This is a genomic window from Georgenia sunbinii, from assembly GCF_036421875.1.
Lineage (GTDB): Bacteria > Actinomycetota > Actinomycetes > Actinomycetales > Actinomycetaceae > Georgenia_B > Georgenia_B sunbinii.
In genome coordinates this window covers 99,957-118,092 of record NZ_JAZGOL010000005.1, presented here as the reverse complement: position 1 = coordinate 118,092, position 18,136 = coordinate 99,957, and the positions used below count along the sequence as shown (strand labels likewise).

The 18,136-nt window shown below is 69.6% G+C and carries 21 protein-coding genes and 2 tRNA genes; 19 read left to right on the top strand and 4 right to left on the bottom strand.

Translation table 11 applies throughout. The features are described 5' to 3' along the window. Positions 1–82: 82 nt before the first annotated feature. Positions 83–517 (bottom strand): SRPBCC family protein, encoded by a 435-nt coding sequence (locus tag V2J52_RS13320; RefSeq protein WP_331228209.1) that lies wholly within the window; start codon positions 515–517, stop codon positions 83–85. 89 nt (positions 518–606) lie between these two features. Between V2J52_RS13320 and V2J52_RS13315 the strand changes: the two genes are divergently transcribed. Next, positions 607–679, top strand: a tRNA-Arg gene (locus V2J52_RS13315). 9 nt (positions 680–688) lie between these two features. On the opposite strand, the gene V2J52_RS13310 is transcribed toward V2J52_RS13315, so the two are convergent. Then, positions 689–1,783 (bottom strand): tyrosine-type recombinase/integrase, encoded by a 1,095-nt coding sequence (locus V2J52_RS13310; protein ID WP_331228208.1) that lies wholly within the window; start codon positions 1,781–1,783, stop codon positions 689–691. Next, a complete protein-coding gene (locus V2J52_RS13305; RefSeq protein WP_331228207.1) occupies positions 1,758–2,330 on the bottom strand; it encodes a helix-turn-helix transcriptional regulator in 573 nt (190 codons plus the stop codon). The genes V2J52_RS13310 and V2J52_RS13305 overlap by 26 nt, the downstream gene beginning before the upstream one ends. Before the next feature lie 116 nt (positions 2,331–2,446). On the opposite strand from V2J52_RS13305, the gene V2J52_RS13300 reads away from it, so the two are divergent. The 14 genes from V2J52_RS13300 (at position 2,447) to V2J52_RS13235 (ending at position 11,024) form a co-directional block, all read left to right on the top strand. After that, positions 2,447–2,632: a helix-turn-helix transcriptional regulator gene (locus V2J52_RS13300; RefSeq protein ID WP_331228206.1), complete on the top strand. Its 186-nt coding sequence runs from the start codon at positions 2,447–2,449 to the stop codon at positions 2,630–2,632. Further along, on the top strand, positions 2,632–2,814 hold the full coding sequence (locus V2J52_RS13295; protein WP_331228205.1) for a hypothetical protein: 183 nt from the start codon (positions 2,632–2,634) through the stop codon (positions 2,812–2,814). The genes V2J52_RS13300 and V2J52_RS13295 overlap by 1 nt, the downstream gene beginning before the upstream one ends. Next, on the top strand, positions 2,815–3,183 hold the full coding sequence (locus V2J52_RS13290) for a hypothetical protein (protein WP_331228204.1): 369 nt from the start codon (positions 2,815–2,817) through the stop codon (positions 3,181–3,183). Beyond that, positions 3,180–4,703 (top strand): hypothetical protein, encoded by a 1,524-nt coding sequence (locus tag V2J52_RS13285; RefSeq protein ID WP_331228203.1) that lies wholly within the window; start codon positions 3,180–3,182, stop codon positions 4,701–4,703. The genes V2J52_RS13290 and V2J52_RS13285 overlap by 4 nt, the downstream gene beginning before the upstream one ends. After that, on the top strand, positions 4,700–4,945 hold the full coding sequence (locus V2J52_RS13280) for a hypothetical protein (protein WP_331228202.1): 246 nt from the start codon (positions 4,700–4,702) through the stop codon (positions 4,943–4,945). The genes V2J52_RS13285 and V2J52_RS13280 overlap by 4 nt, the downstream gene beginning before the upstream one ends. A gap of 394 nt (positions 4,946–5,339) precedes the next feature. Further along, positions 5,340–6,812: a terminase large subunit domain-containing protein gene (locus tag V2J52_RS13275; RefSeq protein WP_491062186.1), complete on the top strand. Its 1,473-nt coding sequence runs from the start codon at positions 5,340–5,342 to the stop codon at positions 6,810–6,812. Beyond that, entirely contained in the window at positions 6,809–8,101 is a 1,293-nt protein-coding gene (locus tag V2J52_RS13270; protein WP_331228200.1) for a phage portal protein, read from the top strand. The genes V2J52_RS13275 and V2J52_RS13270 overlap by 4 nt, the downstream gene beginning before the upstream one ends. After that, entirely contained in the window at positions 8,098–8,625 is a 528-nt protein-coding gene (locus V2J52_RS13265) for a hypothetical protein (protein WP_331228199.1), read from the top strand. Before V2J52_RS13270 ends, V2J52_RS13265 begins: the two co-directional genes overlap by 4 nt. A gap of 12 nt (positions 8,626–8,637) precedes the next feature. Further along, positions 8,638–9,060, top strand: coding sequence for a hypothetical protein (locus V2J52_RS13260; RefSeq protein ID WP_331228198.1), 423 nt, complete (start codon positions 8,638–8,640; stop codon positions 9,058–9,060). Positions 9,061–9,070: 10 nt separating this feature from the next. Continuing rightward, the gene (locus tag V2J52_RS13255; RefSeq protein ID WP_331228197.1) at positions 9,071–9,220 is read left to right on the top strand and encodes a hypothetical protein; all 150 of its coding nucleotides are present in this window, start codon (positions 9,071–9,073) and stop codon (positions 9,218–9,220) included. A gap of 80 nt (positions 9,221–9,300) precedes the next feature. Beyond that, positions 9,301–10,164, top strand: coding sequence for a phage major capsid protein (locus tag V2J52_RS13250; protein WP_331228365.1), 864 nt, complete (start codon positions 9,301–9,303; stop codon positions 10,162–10,164). A gap of 23 nt (positions 10,165–10,187) precedes the next feature. After that, entirely contained in the window at positions 10,188–10,478 is a 291-nt protein-coding gene (locus V2J52_RS13245) for a hypothetical protein (protein WP_331228196.1), read from the top strand. A gap of 14 nt (positions 10,479–10,492) precedes the next feature. Further along, positions 10,493–10,801 (top strand): hypothetical protein, encoded by a 309-nt coding sequence (locus V2J52_RS13240; RefSeq protein ID WP_331228195.1) that lies wholly within the window; start codon positions 10,493–10,495, stop codon positions 10,799–10,801. Positions 10,802–10,945: 144 nt separating this feature from the next. Beyond that, positions 10,946–11,024, top strand: a tRNA-Ser gene (locus V2J52_RS13235). Between the two features lie 25 nt (positions 11,025–11,049). Here V2J52_RS13235 and V2J52_RS13230 read toward each other — a convergent pair. Then, a complete protein-coding gene (locus tag V2J52_RS13230) occupies positions 11,050–11,877 on the bottom strand; it encodes a sugar phosphate isomerase/epimerase family protein (RefSeq protein ID WP_331228194.1) in 828 nt (275 codons plus the stop codon). Between the two features lie 345 nt (positions 11,878–12,222). Between V2J52_RS13230 and V2J52_RS13225 the strand changes: the two genes are divergently transcribed. From V2J52_RS13225 to V2J52_RS13210, 4 genes are all read left to right on the top strand, one after another. Further along, positions 12,223–16,503: a hypothetical protein gene (locus tag V2J52_RS13225; RefSeq protein WP_331228193.1), complete on the top strand. Its 4,281-nt coding sequence runs from the start codon at positions 12,223–12,225 to the stop codon at positions 16,501–16,503. Further along, on the top strand, positions 16,500–16,799 hold the full coding sequence (locus V2J52_RS13220) for a hypothetical protein (protein WP_331228192.1): 300 nt from the start codon (positions 16,500–16,502) through the stop codon (positions 16,797–16,799). The genes V2J52_RS13225 and V2J52_RS13220 overlap by 4 nt, the downstream gene beginning before the upstream one ends. A 92-nt stretch (positions 16,800–16,891) precedes the next feature. Next, positions 16,892–17,293, top strand: a complete 402-nt coding sequence (gene mscL / locus V2J52_RS13215; protein WP_331228191.1) for a large conductance mechanosensitive channel protein MscL — start codon at positions 16,892–16,894, stop codon at positions 17,291–17,293. Between the two features lie 106 nt (positions 17,294–17,399). Then, on the top strand, positions 17,400–18,113 hold the full coding sequence (locus tag V2J52_RS13210; RefSeq protein ID WP_331228190.1) for an SAF domain-containing protein: 714 nt from the start codon (positions 17,400–17,402) through the stop codon (positions 18,111–18,113). Positions 18,114–18,136 lie beyond the last annotated feature (23 nt).

Below are 18,136 nucleotides of genomic sequence, written 5' to 3'. Positions count from 1 at the left end.
TCTGCGAGAGCAGGGTTGTCGACGGGCAGACCATCCCCGCTGTCACGACCACGGGGTGGTTCCTGCGTGGACAATCCCGCTGTCACGGCAGGGGTGGGGCGGGGCGGGTGCGGCGGACCCAGCGGTCCATCCGCCACAGCGCGAGGGCAGCCATCGCGTCCAGTGCGTGGTTGAGGGCCGGGCCGGTGAGCGCCGCCGGCAGCGGGCCGCGCAGCCGGGCGTCGTACGTCCACGACACCCTCGCGCGGGTACCTGCTGGGGTGACCGTGATCATCGCGCTGCCGAGCAGCACCGGGCCGACCTTGGCCAGCACGAGGCGACGCGGCGGGGCGACCATCACCACGCGCATCCGGTCGACGAACAGGCCCGCGGTCCGGGCGACGACCAGGTCACCGGCATGAGGCTCGGGCGCCGGCACCGACACGCGGGTGAACGGTACCCAGCGGCCGTGCTCACCGACGGCGGCGGCGAGCCGGAAGGCCTGCTCCGGGGTGAGATCGAGCTCGCGGCCGGCCATGGCACCGACTCTAGCCCCGGTGCCCGCGGCCGTGCCGCGGCGCCGGTTGTGAGCGGGGCGAGCGAGCCGAGTACGCTGTGCGGTGCCCCGCCCTCGTAGCTCAGGGGATAGAGCACCGCTCTCCTAAAGCGGGTGTCGGCAGTTCGAATCTGCCCGAGGGCACAACGAAAACTAGATGTTAGAGACGGCGGTAGTCCGCACTGAGTCCGCAAGAGCTTCAGCGCGTACCGTCGTCAGCCGGTCAGCGACGGTGTCGAGATCGTCGTCAAAGAGGTCTGCGTAGACGTCGAGAGTCATCGACGGCTTCTTGTGGCCGAGCATCCGCTGAACGACCAGCACGCTCGCCCCGGCCCTCACTGCCAGGCTCGCCGCCGTATGCCTCAGCTCGTGCGGTGTCACCTCGACCTCCGCGATCTTCGCTGCGAGGTCGAACCAGTCCCGGCGCATGTTCCGCACGCGGATGGTCCCGCCCCGGCCGGTCGTGAACAGCAGATCGTTCTTCCCCTTGCCCTCACACCGGCCCGCGATGTCCTCGGTCAGGAACGCGGGGAACGGCACGCTCCGGCGCTCCTTATCCTTCGTGGCCGACCAGATCAACTTGCCGTTGACCTCGGTCACCGACTCCTCGACCTGCAGGCGACGGCGCAGCATGTCGACGTGCCGGACCCGTAGCGCGGCGGCTTCACCGATCCGGAGTCCGCAGTACGCGAGGACCAGCACGAGATCCCCGTACTCGTCGCTCGCGTCGGCCAACGCCTCGACCTCGGCAGCGGTCAGATAGTTCCGGTCCCCGAGATCCTGCTCCGGTAGGTCAACGTCCCGAGCCGGATTCACGGCAAGCCGCTTCGAGCGGACGGCCAATGCCAATATGCCGGACAGTACGCCGCTGATCTTCCTGACCGTCCCGCCGGCCAGCGACGTCGAGGACAGCTCGTTGACCCATGCCTGCACGTCCTCGTGCTGCACGTCGACCAGCTTCGTCGTGCCCCACCTCGGCAAGACATGCTTGTCGAGGATCGACCGGTTCCGGGCCTTCGTCGTCTCGCTCCACTTAGGATTCTGCAGCCACGCCCCGGACATCGCATCGACCGTGATCCTCGACCGGCCCGGATCGACGTAGGTCCCCGTTAGCCGCGACGTCGTGACCTCGTCCAGCCACCGCTGCGCGTCGAGCTTCCGCGTGAAGTGCCGAGCATGTTCCTTGCCCGCCGCGTCCCGATACCGGGCGCGGTACTTGTCGTTAGGGCGCTTCTGGATACTCGCCACGACGCCTCATCCTCGCTTCCTCGATCTCCGCGTTGATCTCCTCGGCAGTCAGACGCGCCGTCCAGCGTTGTTCGAGACCCCTCTGCCACTGGTCGCGCCCCCGCTTCACGGCTTCCTCGGGTCCCCCGGTACTCCGCCATGTCTCCGCCGCTTCCCGCGTCGCCGGGTCCCAATCGTCGCGAGCATCTAAGAGTTGAATCACATTTCGTTGGGCAGTCAGGAATCGGCCGGTCTGTTCTCCGATGGCTGTCAGGGCCGCGTGCGAGGTCGACATCAACTTACGGATCGCGGACTCATGCTGCGGGACGGTCATGGTCTGTAGGTCCTCACCGAGGATCGTCGCGATATCTAGGGCCTCGCCCAGCGTCACCTTCCTGGTGCCTCTCAGGATCTTGTAGACCGTGGCCTGGTGGAACCGGTGGCCTCGGCTCGACATTGCATCCGCCAGGGCCTGCTGCGACATGTCGTGTTCTTCGAGCGCATCTCGCAGCGCCCTTGCGAAGTGCTCTTCCGGCGGCGACGTCGTTTGCTCATCGTTGGCTGTCATGGTTGGAGAGTACTCCCGACTGGCCGGGCATGGAAGCTGGACAGACTCTCGACTGTTGTGGCACACTCTGAACCAGACGGGAGATACGTCTAAACAGACTCTACGTTGGAGGGGCCATGCCCGACTTGATGACCACGCCTGAGGTTGCGGAGATGCTACGGACAGCCGAAGCCACATTGCGGTTCTGGCGCTATGAGGGCACCGGGCCGCGCTCCGCGAAGCTCGGTCGCCGCGTCGTCTACCGCCGCAGCGACGTCGAGCAGTGGCTCGAAGAGCAGTTCAGTGCAGATCGGAGCGCGTGATGGGCAGGAAGATCGTGCTCACCAGCACCACCGGCACTCAACCGCTTGAGTTCGTGGCCGGTGACAAGCGCGGTGAGGTCTACATCCGCACCGAGGACGGCGCGGGACAGGTCTACTCCGTCGCCGCGCTCGCCCGCGCGGTCGCTCACGTGGCACTCATCGCGGGCGACGAGGAGGACTAGATGGCGACGATCACAGACAAAAGAATCCCCGCCGGAGTTGCAGCTCCGAACGGGGATCAGACGGATAACAGGGTGGGCCATCACGTCCCGGTCAGCGTACCGCAGACGACCGACATCCCGCTGCTGAACACGATGAACGCTCGCGGGCAGCGGATCGCCACGGCGTACTACGAGTCCGGAGTCGTCGCCGGTATCGAGATGGGACGACGTCAAGCCGAGGAAGAGATGGCGCAGCTCTGGCGCAACGCCCATGCCGTCGTCCAAGCCGTCGCCCGGCGAGATCCGTATGACGTCCTCGCTGATCGTCGTGGTGACCGTCAGCGCGCCGACCGTCAGCGTCAACTGCTCCGGGAAAGGCAGATCGCGTGACCTCAGACATTTACGATCTCTTCCGCAAGCCTCGGGTGGACCCGGTCGCGCCCGAGTCGGTGGCGACGTCGGCCACCCCGTACGCGGCTGCAGCACTCCGAGGTGAGGCCGAGAAGGTCGCTGCAGCTCCCGAGGGCAGCCGCAACGATCAGCTCAACAAGTCGGCGTACGCCACCTCGCAACTGATCGCCGGCGGTGAGCTTCCCGCCACCGAGGCATGGGACGCGCTCACCGCGGCCGCTCGCCATGCCGGTCTCGCTGATCGAGAGATCGAGTCCACGCTCCGATCCGGCTACCAGGCTGGCGCGGCCAACCCACGGTCCACCCCGAACGGTTCCCCGGTTCCCGGAACTCGCCCGGAACCCGGAACCACTACGGTTCCCGGTTCCCGACCCCCTGTATGGGAACCGGGAACCGCTGGCACCGTCCAGCTATATGCCGACGTCGCCGGACTACTCGACGGCACCATCCCCGACCCGCCCGAACCCGACGTGCTGACCAGATCCGACGGGCGCGCGATCTTCTACGCCGGACAGGTCAACTGGATCTTCGGGGATCCCGAGTCCGGTAAGACGTTCGTCGCCCTCGCCGCCGTCGCCGAACACCTCCGCGACGGTGGCCGGGGGATCGTCCTCGACCTCGACCACAACGGCATCCACGCCACCATTCAGCGGCTGGTCATGCTCGGAGCACCCACCGACGCACTGCGGGACCTCTCCCGGTTCCGGTACGTCGAACCCGAGGACTACGAGCACCTGCTCGCGGTCGTCAAAGACTGCCGAACCTGGAAGCCCGGCGTCGCCGTCGTCGACTCCATCGGCGAGCTGCTGCCCCTCTTCGGCGCGTCCAGCAACAGCCCGGACGACTTCACCGGCGTTCACTCCAAGGTCATGAAGCCGCTAGCAATGGCTGGCGCGTCCGTCCTCTGCATCGACCACCTGGCAAAGAACAGTGAGAGCCGAGCAATCGGCGCCACCGGGACAGCGGCCAAAGGACGAGCCATCGGCGGCGTGAGCCTGCGAGTCAAGATCGCTGACCAGTTCACCCCCGGCCGTGGTGGGTCCTGCCATCTGACCATCAACAAGGATCGGCACGGCGGTCTTCGCAAGCACTCCCCTTCAGAGGACAAGGAACCGATCGCAGGAACGTTCGTACTCACCGCCGACCCCCTGACCGGTGACACCACCTGGCGGGTGACCGCCCCGGCCATGACAGACCGGAACCCCGACGAGGTCGCACCACCCGAGGACGTCGCGGCCATCGCTGCACTGGACCCGCTGCCCACCTCGGGGGAGGACGCGCGGGAACGGCTCGGCTGGCGCAAGCAACGCGCACTTGCCGCCCTGCGCGAGTACCGCAAGGCGCCCCCGGCCACGACGGTTCCCGGTTCCCACATAGGGGGTCGGGAACCGGGAACCGCTCTGCACAAGTGCGGTGACTGCGGCGACCCCCTCGACGGACCGTCACTCATGAAGCGCTGCGCCGACAAGCACCAGACCGAGATCAGGAGATCAGCATGAGCATGTTCGACATCAGCGACTACCGGCGGGCAGCCGCCCTGATTCAGCACCACGGGGCCGGGTCCCTCGACGGCATGAACGCGGTGGTGGACGAGGCCAACGAGGCCGACCGCACCACCCACCTCCTGTACTCCCTGCTGGCCATCTATCAGGAGATCGTGCCCGAGCTGCGAACCGACCTGGGGATGAGCCTCATGTCCTCCTACATCTACAAGCTTGCCGGAGCGGAGCAGAGCGAATGATGAAGCCCTGTGTCAACTGCGGACACCTCCTCGAAGAGCGATCACGCTGCACCGACTGCTCAACCGAGCAGAAGAAAGGCCAGACCAGATATGCGCGTAAGCGAACCGCGCGCGAAGCCGGCTACACGACCGAATGGGACAAGCTCTCCCGCATAGCCCGACGCCTACAGCCCTGGTGCAGCGACTGTGGCAGCCCTGACGACCTCACCGCCGACCACTCAAAGAATGCCTGGAACCGGTTCTACGCGGGCAAGCTCATCCGCCTACGAGACATCGACGTCGTCTGCCGAACTTGCAACATCGACCGAGGCACGCCTGGGGGGGAGAGGTTAAGCCGTCTCGCCGGGAGTCCGGCCGGTCAGGCAGAAAGCGCGTTACACACTGGAAGGTTCAAGTGAGGGCGGGTCCTAAGGCGGCTCGGGACCCGTCTGCGCTGCCGTTTCGTCCTCGCTCGCTTGTTCCGTCGGAGCGGTTCGAGAAGTTCGTGGAGAAGTTCATCGTGACGCCGAAGGGCACTGGTGCGCGTAAGGCTATGGCGCTCCGGCCGTGGCAGATCGAGCTGGTCTCGTCGGTGCTGGACGCCTCACCGCGTCCGAGAACAGCCGGTTGGATGATGCCTCGCGGTCAGGGCAAGAGCACGCTGGTGGCTGCGCTGGGCCTGTATGACCTGCTGCTGGGGGATGAGGGCGCGAGCGTGATTGTGGCTGCCGTGGACGAGCGGCAAGCGCAGATCGTCGGCAACACCGCGCGCCGGATGGTGGAGCTTTCCGAGGAACTGTCGACGCGGGTGCAGGTCTACGCCGACCGGCTGACGGTGCCTGTTCGTGGCGCGTCGTTTCAAATCCTCCCGGCGTCTCCTGCTGCGCTGGAAGGTCTGGACTTCACCCTGGCCATCGTGGACGAGATGGGCGTCGTGAACCGCGACGTGTGGGAGGTCATCGCGCTGGCGCAGGGCAAGCGCGAGGTGTCGACGCTTATCGGGATCGGCACGCCGGGACCTGATCCGCACGACAACGTCCTGTCGGATCTCCGGGACTACTCTCGCGCCCATCCTGAGGACGGCAGCCTGGTCTGGCGCGAGTTCTCTGCTGCTGCCTTCACCGATCATGCCGTCGACTGTGCTCACTGCTGGGAGCTGGCGAACCCGGCGCTGGACGACTTCCTTCACCGTGACGCGCTGCAGGCGCTGCTGCCACCAAAGACACGTGAGTCGACGTTTCGGCGGTCGCGGCTGTGTCAGTTCGTCACCGAGACCGAGGGCGCGTTCCTGCCCGAACGGGCCTGGGAGGCACTGAACACCGGGGAGGACATCGAGGACGGCACCGAGGTGGTGATCTCCCTCGATGGCAGCTTCAACAGTGACGCGACGGCGGTCCTGGTGGCCACCATCGGCACCTCGCCCCATATGGACGTCGTCGGGCTGTGGGAGCCACCGGTGGGGGACTCGGATTACCGGGTCCCGGTGGAGGACGTCGAGGACGTCATCCGAGCTGCGTGCAAGCGCTGGAAGGTCCTGGAAGTCGTGGCTGACCCGTTCCGGTGGACTCGCACGCTGCAGGTCCTCGAAAAGGAAGGTCTGCCGATTGTCGAGTTCCCGTGGTCGGTCTCGCGGATCACACCGGCCACGACCGACTTCTACACCGCCTGCATCAATGGCGCGTTGTCCCATTCCGGGGATAAGGACCTGGCGCGGCATGTCGGTAACGCCGTCGTCGTGGAGCACTCCCGAGGCGTCCGCCTCGACAAGTCGCGCCGGGGATCGACTCGGCATATCGACCTCGCAGCTTGCGCGGTCATGGCCCATTCACGAGCTACCTGGCGGGCAATGAAACCAACCCGCCGACGAAAGGCAAGGTCATTCAAATGAGCGAGATCCTTACGGCGCTGCTGCAGCGTCTCGATGAGAAGATCCCGGCGTACGACGTCCTCGATAAGACCTACGCGGGCAAGCCGCCACTGTCGTTCCTGGCACCGGATGCTCGGGAGGTCCTGGGTAAGCGGTTCGGGCACCTCGGGAGCAATCTGTGCCGGTTGGCGGTGACGTCGCTGGGGGAGCGGCTGCGCGTCATCGGCTTCACCCGCGACGGCGTATCGGACCCGCTCGCCTGGGGCGACTGGATCAAGAATGACTTGGACCAGACCGCGCCGGTTGGTCACCGGGAGGCGCTGGCGCTCGGTTCGTCGTTCGTCATCGTGTGGGCCGACGAGCATGGCGAGCCGTCGATCAGTGTCGAGTCGGCGCGTCAGGTCGCGGCCGTCAGAGATCCCGGTACTCGGCAGATCGTCGCGGCGGTGAAGCGCTGGACGACGGCGACGACGACTGAGGCCGTGCTGTACGAGGCCGACAAGATCACGCGGTATCGGGCGCGCGGCGTCGGGTCGACCACCGGCTTCACCGTCGTGGAGACCATCGACAACCCGCTCGGAGTGGTCCCGGTGGTGGAGCTGTCGAACACTGACCGGCTGCTCGCTGAGGGCGTCTCGGAGATGGCCGACACCATGCCACTGCAGGACGCGCTGAACAAGCTGCTGGCAGACATGATGGTCGGCTCGGAGAACTACGCCCGGCCGCGTCGGTACGCCACCGGCATCGAGCTCGAGGAGGACGCGGACGGCAACGTCGTGAACCCGTTCCCCGAGGGCGACAAGATGATGATCGGGGAGGACCCGGCAGCGAAGTTCGGGCAGCTTCCCCCGGCCGACCTCGCATCGTACGAGAAAGCCATCCGCGTCGTGGTGGAGCAGATCGAGGCCGTCTCGGGTCTCCCGGCTCACTATGTCGGGATCACGTCGAACCAGCCGCCGTCAGCCGACGCGCTGCGGGCTGCCGAGGCGTCACTGACCGCGCGAGCCGAGCAGAAGCAACAGACGTTCGGGCGGGCGTGGGAGCGGGTCGCGGCGCTGGCTCACGCGGTGCGCACCGGGACCGATCCGACGACCGTCGATATGCGGGTCCAGTGGGCCGACCCTGCCACCCGCTCGGTTGCGCAAGAGGCCGATGCCGTCGTGAAGCTATTCCAGTCCGGGCTGCTGCCTGCCACGTACGCGCTGGCGAAGCTCGGGTACTCCGATGACGAGATCCGCGACATTCGTGCCGACCGGCGTGCCGAGGCTCTGGACACCGCAGGCACTGACCTGGCCGGGCTGATCGCGTGAGCCTGCACGACACGCTGGGCAATCTCGGGACCGCCACCGGGGCGCAGGTCATGGCGCTGTGGACGCGCTGGGAGGCCGGGGAGTTGACCGAGGCGCAGTTCCGGGCGCTGGCGGGCGCGGTCCTCGTGCGTGCTGGTGCTCGGTCTGCTGCGTTGGCGGACCTGGCGCTCACTGCTGCTCTGTCAGCGGCTCGGCAGGCCGTCGTGGTCCCGGTGGGCCTGGAAGCCGCGCCGGGCGTCCACGCGGCCGCACGTGACGCCGTGGCCGACACGCTGGGATCGGTGTCCTACGAACGTGACGCCCCGGCAGCCGTGGCCGTCCTCGGTAGCGCGTTCGCGTACGAACAGTTCCAGCGGTCCTACGGCGACGGGATGAGATCCCACGGCGTCAGTTACTGGCAGCGCGTGCCCAACGCGGGCGCGTGCGGGGTCTGCGAGGACCTATCCGAGGGCGTCGTCAGCGCCGATATCCCGATGTGGCACCACAAGGGCTGCATGTGCGTGGCCCAACCGATCACCAACTAAGAGGAGAAGATCATGCCCGAGACCAACGAGATCGAGACCACCGAGATCCCCGCCGTCGAGGAGGAGATCCCCGAGGCGACGACCGAGGAGACCACCGAGGCCGACGACACCGAGGAGACGTTCCCGCGCGCGTACGTCGAGGAGCTACGGCAGGAGAACGGCAAGTACCGGCAGCGGGCGCAGCAGACCGACGACCTTGCTGCCCGGCTGCACGTCGAGCTGGTGCGTGCCACCGGCCGACTGGCCGACCCGTCCGACCTCGCCTATGCCGAGGACCACCTGGACAGTCCCGAGGCGCTTGCAGCGGCCGTGGACGAGCTGCTGGCCACCAAGCCTCACCTGGCCAGCCGCAAGCCGCGCGGCAACGTCGGACAGGGCCACACGTCCACAGATAGCGTCAACCTGGCAAGCATTCTCCGAGCCGCTGCAAGTTGAGAGGAACAGAATGACCAGCCCTAACCGATATGCCGTTGCTGCGACCGCCAGCGCGGCGCAGGCAAGAAACAGCACGCAGGACCCCGCTATTCAGAAGCTCGCTGAGGCCGTCGAGTACCTCGGCTATGCGATCGCTGAGATGACGAAGGAAGATAGTTGAGAACGATTCTCAACACGTGGTAAAGTGAGAGGACCGGTCCTGGTGGCCGGTCCTCTCGCACGTGGCCCTGACGGTCAGCGATCGACACATCGAACCGTCAGGAGATAGCCATGACACAGACCACCACCGACCACCCCGAACTTCTCCGGGAGCAGGTCTCTTCCATCCTCATTCAGCCGCTTGAGGCTGAGTCCGTCGTCCTCTCATCGGGCGTACGGATCTTCGACACCGCCGAGCCGCTGCGCATCCCCAAGCTGACCGGGTCCTCGTCTCCCGAGTGGGTCGGTGAGGGCGAGCTGATCCCCGAGCACGACGTCACGTTTGACGAGGTCCGGCTCATGCCGTCCGACCGCGTCAGCATCAAGACACTGATCCGGTTCACCAACGAGCTGGTGCGTCAGTCCGTCATCGGCATCGACAGCGTGTTGCGTCAGCGACTGGTGGCCGACGTCTCCCGCAAGCTCGATACCGCGTTCCTCATCGGTGATGGCACCAACAACACGGTGACGGGCATCGTCAATCAGCCCGGCGTCCAGACCGGCGTGCTCGACGTGGCCGACCCGGACAGCTTCCTCGACGCCCTGGCCCTGTCCAGCGCTGCCGAGGTCCAGCCGAACCGGTGGTTCCTCTCCGGCGCGGACTTCTTCACCGTCCGCAAGATCAAGGACGCCCACGACCGTTACGTCCTGGAGTCCGACATCACCAAGGACACCACGTACCGGCTGTTCGGTGTCCCGGTCACGGTGACGAACAAGCTCCCGGCCGGGACCGCGATCCTGGCGAACACGTCCGAGATCGCCGTGGCCCGCGACACCAACCCCACGGTGAAGGTCCTCGATCAGCGTTACGCCGAGTTTGACGAGATGGCGCTTCGGGTGACGGCACGGTTCGACCTCGGCCTGCTGCGTCCCGAGGGTGTCGTGGTCCTGACCGCTGGGGTCTGACGATGCTTCCTACCGGTCAGGACGTGGCCGACTTCCTCGGTCAGGGCGACGATGAACACCTCGTTGCCCTGGCCGGGGAGCACGTCGCCATCATCGCTGCCATGGCTCGGGCGTACACGCGCGATGGTGGCTTCACCGAGCACCTACCGAAGGACGACGTCGCGGCCGTCATCACCACCGCAACCGCGCGACTGATCGCCAACCCTGAGCAGATCGTGCAAACCGTCGGCGGGACCCGCATCGGTGAAGGCTTCCAAGGGTGGTCACTGGCAGAGACGTTCGTGCTCAACCGGTACAGGAAGAGGGCGAAGTGATCTACCACGACCGCGTGACGGTGATCGAGGTGATCGACACCGGGGAGACCGACGCTTTCGGTCGTCCGATCATCGAGGAGACTGAGGTGCCCTACCCTGCCGAGGTTCGGGCACTGTTCAGCTCGGAGACCGTCGCCGCTGCGCAACAGGTCCAGTCGCGTTACCGCGTGTACATGCCTGCGCGTGCCGAGAAGGCACTTCAGTCTGACGGCGCGCTCTGGTGGCGCGGCAAGCGATTCGAGATCGAGGGCGACGTCGAACCGCACGTGGTGATGGGCAGGCTTCACCACGTCGAGTTCATCGCCCACCGCGTCAGCGGCTAACAGACTGGTGGCCCTCTCGTCTCGGGCCTGGGAGGGCCACCACCAGTCCGCACACAGTCCGCAAGAAGTTCAGCCGAGGCAGATCGGCGTCATCTGTAGCCAACGGTCGAAACGTTGGAATGGCAACACTTCCCGGCGTTACCAGCCCTAGTCGAACCTCGCCGGAATCGGTCTAGACGCTCTCCTAAAGCGGGTGTCGGCAGTTCGAATCTGCCCGAGGGCACCGCGGCGTCACCGACCGCATCGCCTCACTGGTACTCGATGCCCTCGGCCTGCAGGATGTCGGTGAACGCGGTGTGCGCCTCGGTGAACAGGTCCGGGCCGGAGAAGCCGCCGAGGCTGTGGGCCTCGCTCAGGTGCGGCTCCAGCGAGAAGAACCCGTCGAACCCGTCGGCGTGCAGCGCACGGATGGTCTCGGCGACCTCGCCGTCGCCGCGGCCGGCCGCCACCACCGCGCCGCTGCCCAGGTGCGCGTCCTTGATCTGGACGTAGGCGAGGTCGGGCCGGAGCATCTCGTAGGCGTCGGTGTACGGCAGCACCCCGACCTGCACGAAGTTCGCGGCGTCCCACGCGATCTTCAGGTGCGGTGAGCAGACCGAGGCCACGATGTCCACGCAGCGGCGGGGGATGTCGCCGTAGATGTCCTTCTCGTTCTCGTGCAGCAGGACGACGTCGTGCTCGGCCGCCACCTCGGCCAGCGCCGCCATGCGCCGCACCACCTCGCTGCGGTGGCTGTCGGGGTCGCTGCCGGGGCGGATGAAGAAGGAGAACACCCGGATGAAGGGCGCCTCGAACTCGTTGGCCACCGCGGCGGCGTGGCGCATCCGCTCCAGGTGGGGCGCAAAGTCCTCGTCGATGAAGATCTTGCCGATGGGGGACCCGATGCTGGACACCTGCAGCCCGTGGTCGGCCAGCAGCGCTCGGGCCCGGTCACGCTGCTCGGCGCTGAGGTCGAGGATGTTGGTCTCCCAGGCGCTGCGCAGCTCGATGTACCCGAGACCCAGTGAGCGGGCGTGGGCGCACTGCTGCTCGAAGTCGGGTGAGATCTCGTCGGAGAATCCGGAAAGCGTCCACATCGTGCGTTGCTCCTTTGCAATGGTCACCAGGGTGCGCCACTGGTACCGCTGCGGACCTGTGGGCTGGCCGTGATCGAACTGGGCAAGGCCCAGCGGCTCACCGTAGTCGGCGCCGGCGCCTTGGTGAGAGATCGTGCCGTCATTTGCCGTCAGCGGGCCGTGACCAAGTCGTGATCTTCGGCGCTCTTGCGTTTTCCGGCGCAGTCGGACAAGATCGTCACTTGATAGGGCGTGACGCCTGCCCCCCGTGCGCGTCACGCCCTATCTCATGCTCGCAGCCGGTTGATCGCGGTACCCACGGCGGGTCGAGCACGGTCGGGGCCGCCCGCTGGTTAGCGTGGAGAGATGACTCCGTCAGCGTTCTTCGCCCGCTCTGCCGCAGCGGCCCGCCGCACCGGCGATGACGCACAGATGTCGCTCGTCCCCGGCGCCGGGGACGAGCGCCGGACCGCCGAGCCGGTCGATCCCGCGGCCGCGGCCCGTGCTGCCCGGCTCCGCGCGGTCGACGACGCCGCCGACTCCTGGCGCGAGCGGCTGGTCGCGCTCGGGGGTGGCAGTGCCCTCTGGGACGTCACCCTCCTCGGTGACGCCGTCATCGACCTCACCGCCGCCCACCCCTCGGGCACCGCCCAGCTCTACTCCGGCCGGCCGACCCGGCTGTCGAACCTCGTCCGCGAGGGGGAGTCGCTCGTCGCCGCCCGCCGCGGCGCGCGCACCGTCACCGCCCGCACCGACGAGCTGGCCCAGCGCTACGGCGTCGCCCCCACCTGCCTGGCGGTCGGCATCGCCACCTGGACCGAGATGCCGCCGCCTGCCGTGGTGGCCGACGACGGCTCTGCCGGCGGCGAGACCGCACCGTTCACCGACGGCGACAGCGACGCCGCACCGTCCACCGGCGAGGGAGGCGCGGACAGCAGCGCGGCGGCCGACGCAGCACCCGCGCCCGGCCGGCCCCGCACGGTGCGCGCACCGGTGCTGCTGCGACCGGTGCGGGTGGCGCCGCGCGCCGGCCAGGTCGCCGACTTCGACGTCCAGCTCGAGCCGACGGTCGACATCAACCAGGTGCTGCTGCGGGCGTTGCGCGCCAAGGGGGCCACCGTCGACGCCGCCGCGCTCACGGCGAGCACGACGACCTCCGGCGGCTTCTCGCCGCGCGCCGCTCTCAGCCGGCTCGCCCTGCTCGGCAGCGACCACCTCGCCGACTTCGAGATCGAGGAGCGGACGGTCATCGGGCCCTTCGTTCACCCGGGACAGGTGCTCGCCGACGACCTCCACGCCATCTACGACGACCTCGCCGACCACGACGTCGTCGCCGCGCTCGCCGGGGACCCGGCCGCGATCGCGGCACTGGACCAGGCCCTGCCGGAGCGGGTGGGGGCCGACCGGCCGCCCCAGCTCGAGCGTGGCGTCGGCGACCTCGACCCCGACCAGCAGCAAGTCATCGACGCGGTGGCCACCGGCACGTCGCTGTTCGTCGACGCGCCGCCGGGGGCGGACGTGCCTGCCACGCTGGCCGCCGTCGTCGCCGACGCCGTCGCCTCGGGCCGTCGGGTGCTCTACGTCCCCGGCACCCGACGGGTGGGCCGCGCCGTCGTCGGTGCGCTCGGCTCGTTGGGCCTGGAGGACCTCGTCCTCGACCTGTCGACCGACCCACAGTGGCGCCGCACCGCGCCGGAGCAGCTGCGGGCCGGCCTCGCGGCGACCGAGCCACCCGCACAGCTGGAGAGCGTGCGGGCGATCCGCAAGGACCTCGTGGCGAACCGGGAGCGGCTCGCCGCGTACGTGGCGGCGCTGCACACCGAGCGTGAGCCGTGGGGCTGCTCCGCGCACGCTGCGCTGCAGGCGCTCGCCGGGCTCACCGCGGCCCGTCCAGGGCCCCGCACCGACGTGCGGCTCGCGCCGGCGGTGGTCGGTGCGCTCGTCGCAGAGCGCCGCGACCACGCCCGGGAGCGTCTGCTTCGCGCCGGCAGCCTCGGCGCGTACGAGCTGCGGCCGCGCGACACCCCGTGGTTCGGGGCCCGCCTCGACAGTGCCGGCAGCGCCCACGCCGCCCTCGAGCGGACCCAGCGGCTCGGCGAGGTGTCGTTGCCCCGGCTCGCCGACGACGTCGCACGGGTCGCGTTGCAGACCGGACTCACCACCGCGAGCACCGTCGAGGACTGGCTCGAGCAGCTGCGGATGCTCGACGGCGTCCGCGGCGCCCTCGACGTCTTCGTGCCGCAGATCTTCGAACGCTCCGCCGCGGACATGGTCATCGCCACCAGCACCCGCGCCTGGCGCAAGGAGCACGGCCTGACGATGGCCGGCAGCACCCGGCGCCGGCTCCGGAAGCAGGCCAAGGACCTGCTGCGCCCCGGCCGGCCGGTCGACGACCTCCACGCCGAGCTGGTCCGCGTCCAGGAGCAGCGTGAGATCTGGCGCCGCCACTGCCCCAGTGGTGGCTGGCCGCAGCTGCCCGACGGCATGGCCGAGATGGAACGGCACGCCAGCAAGGTCCGCGCGGACCTCGACGCGCTGCAGCCGGTCATCGGCAGCGGTGCCGGCAAGGACGACCTCTTCAGCCTCCCGCTCGACCGGCTCGTCGAGCTCATGGTTGCCCTCGGCGGCGACGGCGAGGCGCTGCGGCTGATGCCCGAGCGGTCCGCGGTGCTCGCCGAGCTCGAGAGCCTCGGTCTGACCGAGCTCGTCGCCGACCTCACCGAGCGCCGGGTGCCCGCGGCGCTGGTGCCGGCCGAGTTCGACCTCGCCTGGTGGAGCTCGGTGCTCGAGGAGATGATCCGCACCGATCCCGCGATGGCCGGCTACGACGGCCCCGTGCTCGTCGCGCTCGCCGAGGAGTTCCGCCGCCTCGACGCCGAGCAGGTCAGCACGCTCACCGCGCCGGTCCGCCGCGCCGTCGTGCGCCGCCTCGCGGCCGAGATGCGCAGCCACCGCGAGGGGGCCAGCCAGCTCGACAGCGAGCTGGCGGCGGGCAGCGGCGCGGACCTGCGGCAGATCTACGCACGCCACCCGCGGCTGGTCGGCGCCATCCGCCCGGCGTGGGCGGTGCCGCCCGTCCTCGTCCCGCAGCTGCTGCCGGCCGGCCCCGGTGCCGACCTCGTCATCCTCGACGGCGTCCACCACCTGCCGGTCGAGCAGGCGGTCGGGGCGATCGCCCGCGCCCGCCAGGTCGTGCTCGTCGGGGACTCGCGAAGGGCGTCCGGCGGCATCGTCGGAGCGCTCGCGCCCCTGCTGCCGAGCCTCACGCTGCCCACCGACCGGGCCGAGCGGGAGGAGGCCATCGCCGGGTTCCTCGCCGCGCACGGCTACAGCGACGTCATCGCACCGGTGCCGGCGCCGCCGTCGCCGGCACAGATGCGGCTGCACGTCATCGCCGGCTCCGGAATGCCGGCGCCGGGAGCGGACGCCGTCGAGAGCGTCCAGGTCGAGGTGGACCACGTGGTCGACCTCGTCATCGAGCACGCGCTAGCCACCCCCGACACCTCGCTGGCGGTGGTCGCGCTCAACGCTCGCCACGCCGACCGCGTCCGCGAGGCGATCCTGTCCGCCGTCCTCGGCAGCCCCTCGGTCGCGAAGTTCTTCGACGCGGCACGCCCCGAGCCGTTCGTGGTGGTCGACGCCGACGGCGCCGCCGGCCTGCGCCGGGACTCGATCGTGCTCAGCCTGGGGTACGCCAAGACCCCGCACGGCAGGGTGCTGCACAACTTCGGCGCGATCAGCGGCCCCGACGGCCTCGCCTGCCTCGTCGACGCCCTCGACGCGGTCCGTGAGCAGCTGACCGTCGTCTCCTGCATCGGTCCGGGCGAGATCGACCGGACGCGGCTGCACCAGCCCGGTCCGGTGCTGCTGGCCGACCTCATCGACTGGGCAGCGCGGCAGGACGCCACGCCTGACGGCCCGAGCTCCGTGGCGGCCGATCCCGACCCGCTGCTCGTCGACCTCGCCGAGCGGCTGTGGCGCCTCGGGCTCACCGTGGTCCCGCGCTACGGCCAGGACGGTGGCGTGCGGGTCCCGCTGGCGATCGGCCACCCCGACCTGCCCGGCGAGCTTGTCGTCGCGGTGCTGACCGACGACGCCGACTACGTCTCCGAGCCGAACCTGCGACGCCGCGACCGGCACTGGGTGCAGCGGCTCGTCGCCCGTGGCTGGCGCGTCCACATGGCGCACTCGACGGCGGTCTTCACCGACCCGCAGGGTGAGGCCGAGGCGATCCTCGCCCTCGTCCTCGAGGTCGTCGACACCCGGCGGCTGGCCGAGAACCCCGTCACCCTCGGCACCGTCGCGCTGCCGCCGCTGGAGCTCGAGGACGACGACGCCACGCCTGACGACGCGACGCCTGACGACGCCACGACTGACGACGCCACGACTGACGGCGCGACGGCCGACGGTACGGCGACCGGTGGTCCGCCGGTCGACCGGGGTCCTCGACCGCCGGTGGAGTCCGGCCGGCCGCTCGGCGGCTACAGCGACGGCGAGCTCGACGAGCTCGCTGGCTGGCTGGACGCCGACGGGACCGAGCGCGACGACGCCGAGCTCGTCGAGCTGCTGCGCCGCGAGCTGGGCCTGCGCCGCGGCAGCGACGTCGACTCCGTGCTCGCGACGGTCGCGGCGCGACGACGCCGATGACCGGCCCCGCCGGCAGCCGCCGGCGGCGCCGCTACGTGGCACCGCCGCACAACCTCGGGCCGTCGTCGGACGCGCTGTTCGACGTGCCGCTGGCCACGCCGGTGAGCAGCTCACCGTCCGGTGCCGGGCCGGCCTCGGCCGGTGCGGTCGCCGCTCGTACCGCCGATGCCGCGGACGAGCCCGAGCTGCTGCCGGAGCGGGCGGGCGAGGACCTCGACGCCGCCTGGGGCGACCGCCCCGACGACGGCGCGCACGAGGAGAGCCTCCGGCGCGACCGTCCCCCGCACTGGGAGTAGCCAGCGAAGCGCCACCGTCGACTGGCAACAGTGCGCTACTGTGGCGCCGCGCCGCTCAGGCGCCCGGACACACAGGAGAAGAGGCGGTCGGAGTGCTCAAGGGCTTCAAAGACTTCATCCTGCGCGGAAACGTCATCGACCTGGCGGTCGCGGTCGTCATCGGTGCTGCCTTCGCGGCGATCGTCGACACGGTCGTCTCCAGCGTCGTCACCCCGGTGCTCAACGCCGCCGGCGGCGCCCAGGCAGACGGGCTCGGCTTCCAGCTGATCGCCAACCGGCCCGACACCTTCATCGACCTCGCGGCGATCATCAACGCGATCATCGTCTTCCTCATCACCGCCGGTGTGGTCTACCTGCTCTTCGTGATGCCGATGAACAAGTTCCAGGAGCGCCGCGCGCGTGGCAAGGAGCCCGAGCCCGAGCCGCTGGCAGACGACATCGCCCTCCTCCAGGAGATCCGCGACCTGCTCAAGGCTCAGGGCCCCGTCCGCTGACCTGAGGATGATCCACCGGCGGCGGTCTTCTCTGCCCCCCCCCCCCCCCCCACAGCCCCGCTCAGCGGCAGCTAGGCCGACGGCTCGGCGTACCTACGGTGCAGGGATGGCGCGCACCGGCACGGCCGACGTGGCGGCTACGGGCTCCGCACCGCGGACCGGTAGACCGCCGTCGCGGCGCGCCTCGGTGCGGTGGCGCCGCCGGGCCTGGCGCCACCGCCACCTCCTCGCGATAGCTGCTGTGGTGCTCGCCGGCGGCGTGGTGACCACCGAGCTGCGGCCACCACCACCGGCGACCGACCACGTCCTCGTCCTCGCTCGCGACCTGCCGGCGGGCGCGCTGCTGGCCGCGGCCGACGTCGAGCTCGTCGAGGTGCCGGCGGCGCTCGCCCCCGCCCGGGCGCTGCACGACCCGACCGAGGTGGTCGGCGGCCGGCTCGCCGTCGGGCTGCCGGCCGGGCTCCCCATCACCGGTCAGCTGCTGGCGGGGGCAGGTCTCGCCGCGGCAGCCCCGGCGGGGCACGTCGTCGTCCCGGTCCGGCTGGCCGACGACGCCATGGCCGCCCTGCTGCGGCCGGGTGACGAGGTCGACCTCCTCACGACCACCGCGGACGCCGCTGGGACCACCGGCGGCGCCGAGGTGGTCGCCCCGGCCGCCCTCGTCATGTCGTTGCACGGTGACGCCGGCGGCGGCCTGCTGGCGACCGCGCCGTCAGCACCGCTCGTGCTGGTCGCGGTGCCTCGTGAACGGGTGGGCGACGTCGTCGGCGCGAACGCCTGGGCACCGCTGCGTGTCGTCGTCCCACCGCCGGACCCGTGACCGGAAGCCGCGGCGTCGGCGCG

Excerpts from the sequence above, each read along its gene's own strand:
- V2J52_RS13320 (WP_331228209.1), bottom strand. The coding sequence starts at position 517 with ATGGCCGGCCGCGAGCTCGATCTCACCCCGGAGCAGGCCTTCCGGCTC.
- V2J52_RS13305 (WP_331228207.1), bottom strand. The coding sequence starts at position 2,330 with ATGACAGCCAACGATGAGCAAACGACGTCGCCGCCGGAAGAGCACTTC.
- V2J52_RS13300 (WP_331228206.1), top strand. The coding sequence starts at position 2,447 with ATGCCCGACTTGATGACCACGCCTGAGGTTGCGGAGATGCTACGGACA.
- V2J52_RS13295 (WP_331228205.1), top strand. The coding sequence starts at position 2,632 with ATGGGCAGGAAGATCGTGCTCACCAGCACCACCGGCACTCAACCGCTT.
- V2J52_RS13290 (WP_331228204.1), top strand. The coding sequence starts at position 2,815 with ATGGCGACGATCACAGACAAAAGAATCCCCGCCGGAGTTGCAGCTCCG.
- V2J52_RS13280 (WP_331228202.1), top strand. The coding sequence starts at position 4,700 with ATGAGCATGTTCGACATCAGCGACTACCGGCGGGCAGCCGCCCTGATT.
- V2J52_RS13270 (WP_331228200.1), top strand. The coding sequence starts at position 6,809 with ATGAGCGAGATCCTTACGGCGCTGCTGCAGCGTCTCGATGAGAAGATC.
- V2J52_RS13260 (WP_331228198.1), top strand. The coding sequence starts at position 8,638 with ATGCCCGAGACCAACGAGATCGAGACCACCGAGATCCCCGCCGTCGAG.
- V2J52_RS13255 (WP_331228197.1), top strand. The coding sequence starts at position 9,071 with ATGACCAGCCCTAACCGATATGCCGTTGCTGCGACCGCCAGCGCGGCG.
- V2J52_RS13230 (WP_331228194.1), bottom strand. The coding sequence starts at position 11,877 with ATGTGGACGCTTTCCGGATTCTCCGACGAGATCTCACCCGACTTCGAG.
- V2J52_RS13225 (WP_331228193.1), top strand. The coding sequence starts at position 12,223 with ATGACTCCGTCAGCGTTCTTCGCCCGCTCTGCCGCAGCGGCCCGCCGC.
- V2J52_RS13220 (WP_331228192.1), top strand. The coding sequence starts at position 16,500 with ATGACCGGCCCCGCCGGCAGCCGCCGGCGGCGCCGCTACGTGGCACCG.
- V2J52_RS13210 (WP_331228190.1), top strand. The coding sequence starts at position 17,400 with ATGGCGCGCACCGGCACGGCCGACGTGGCGGCTACGGGCTCCGCACCG.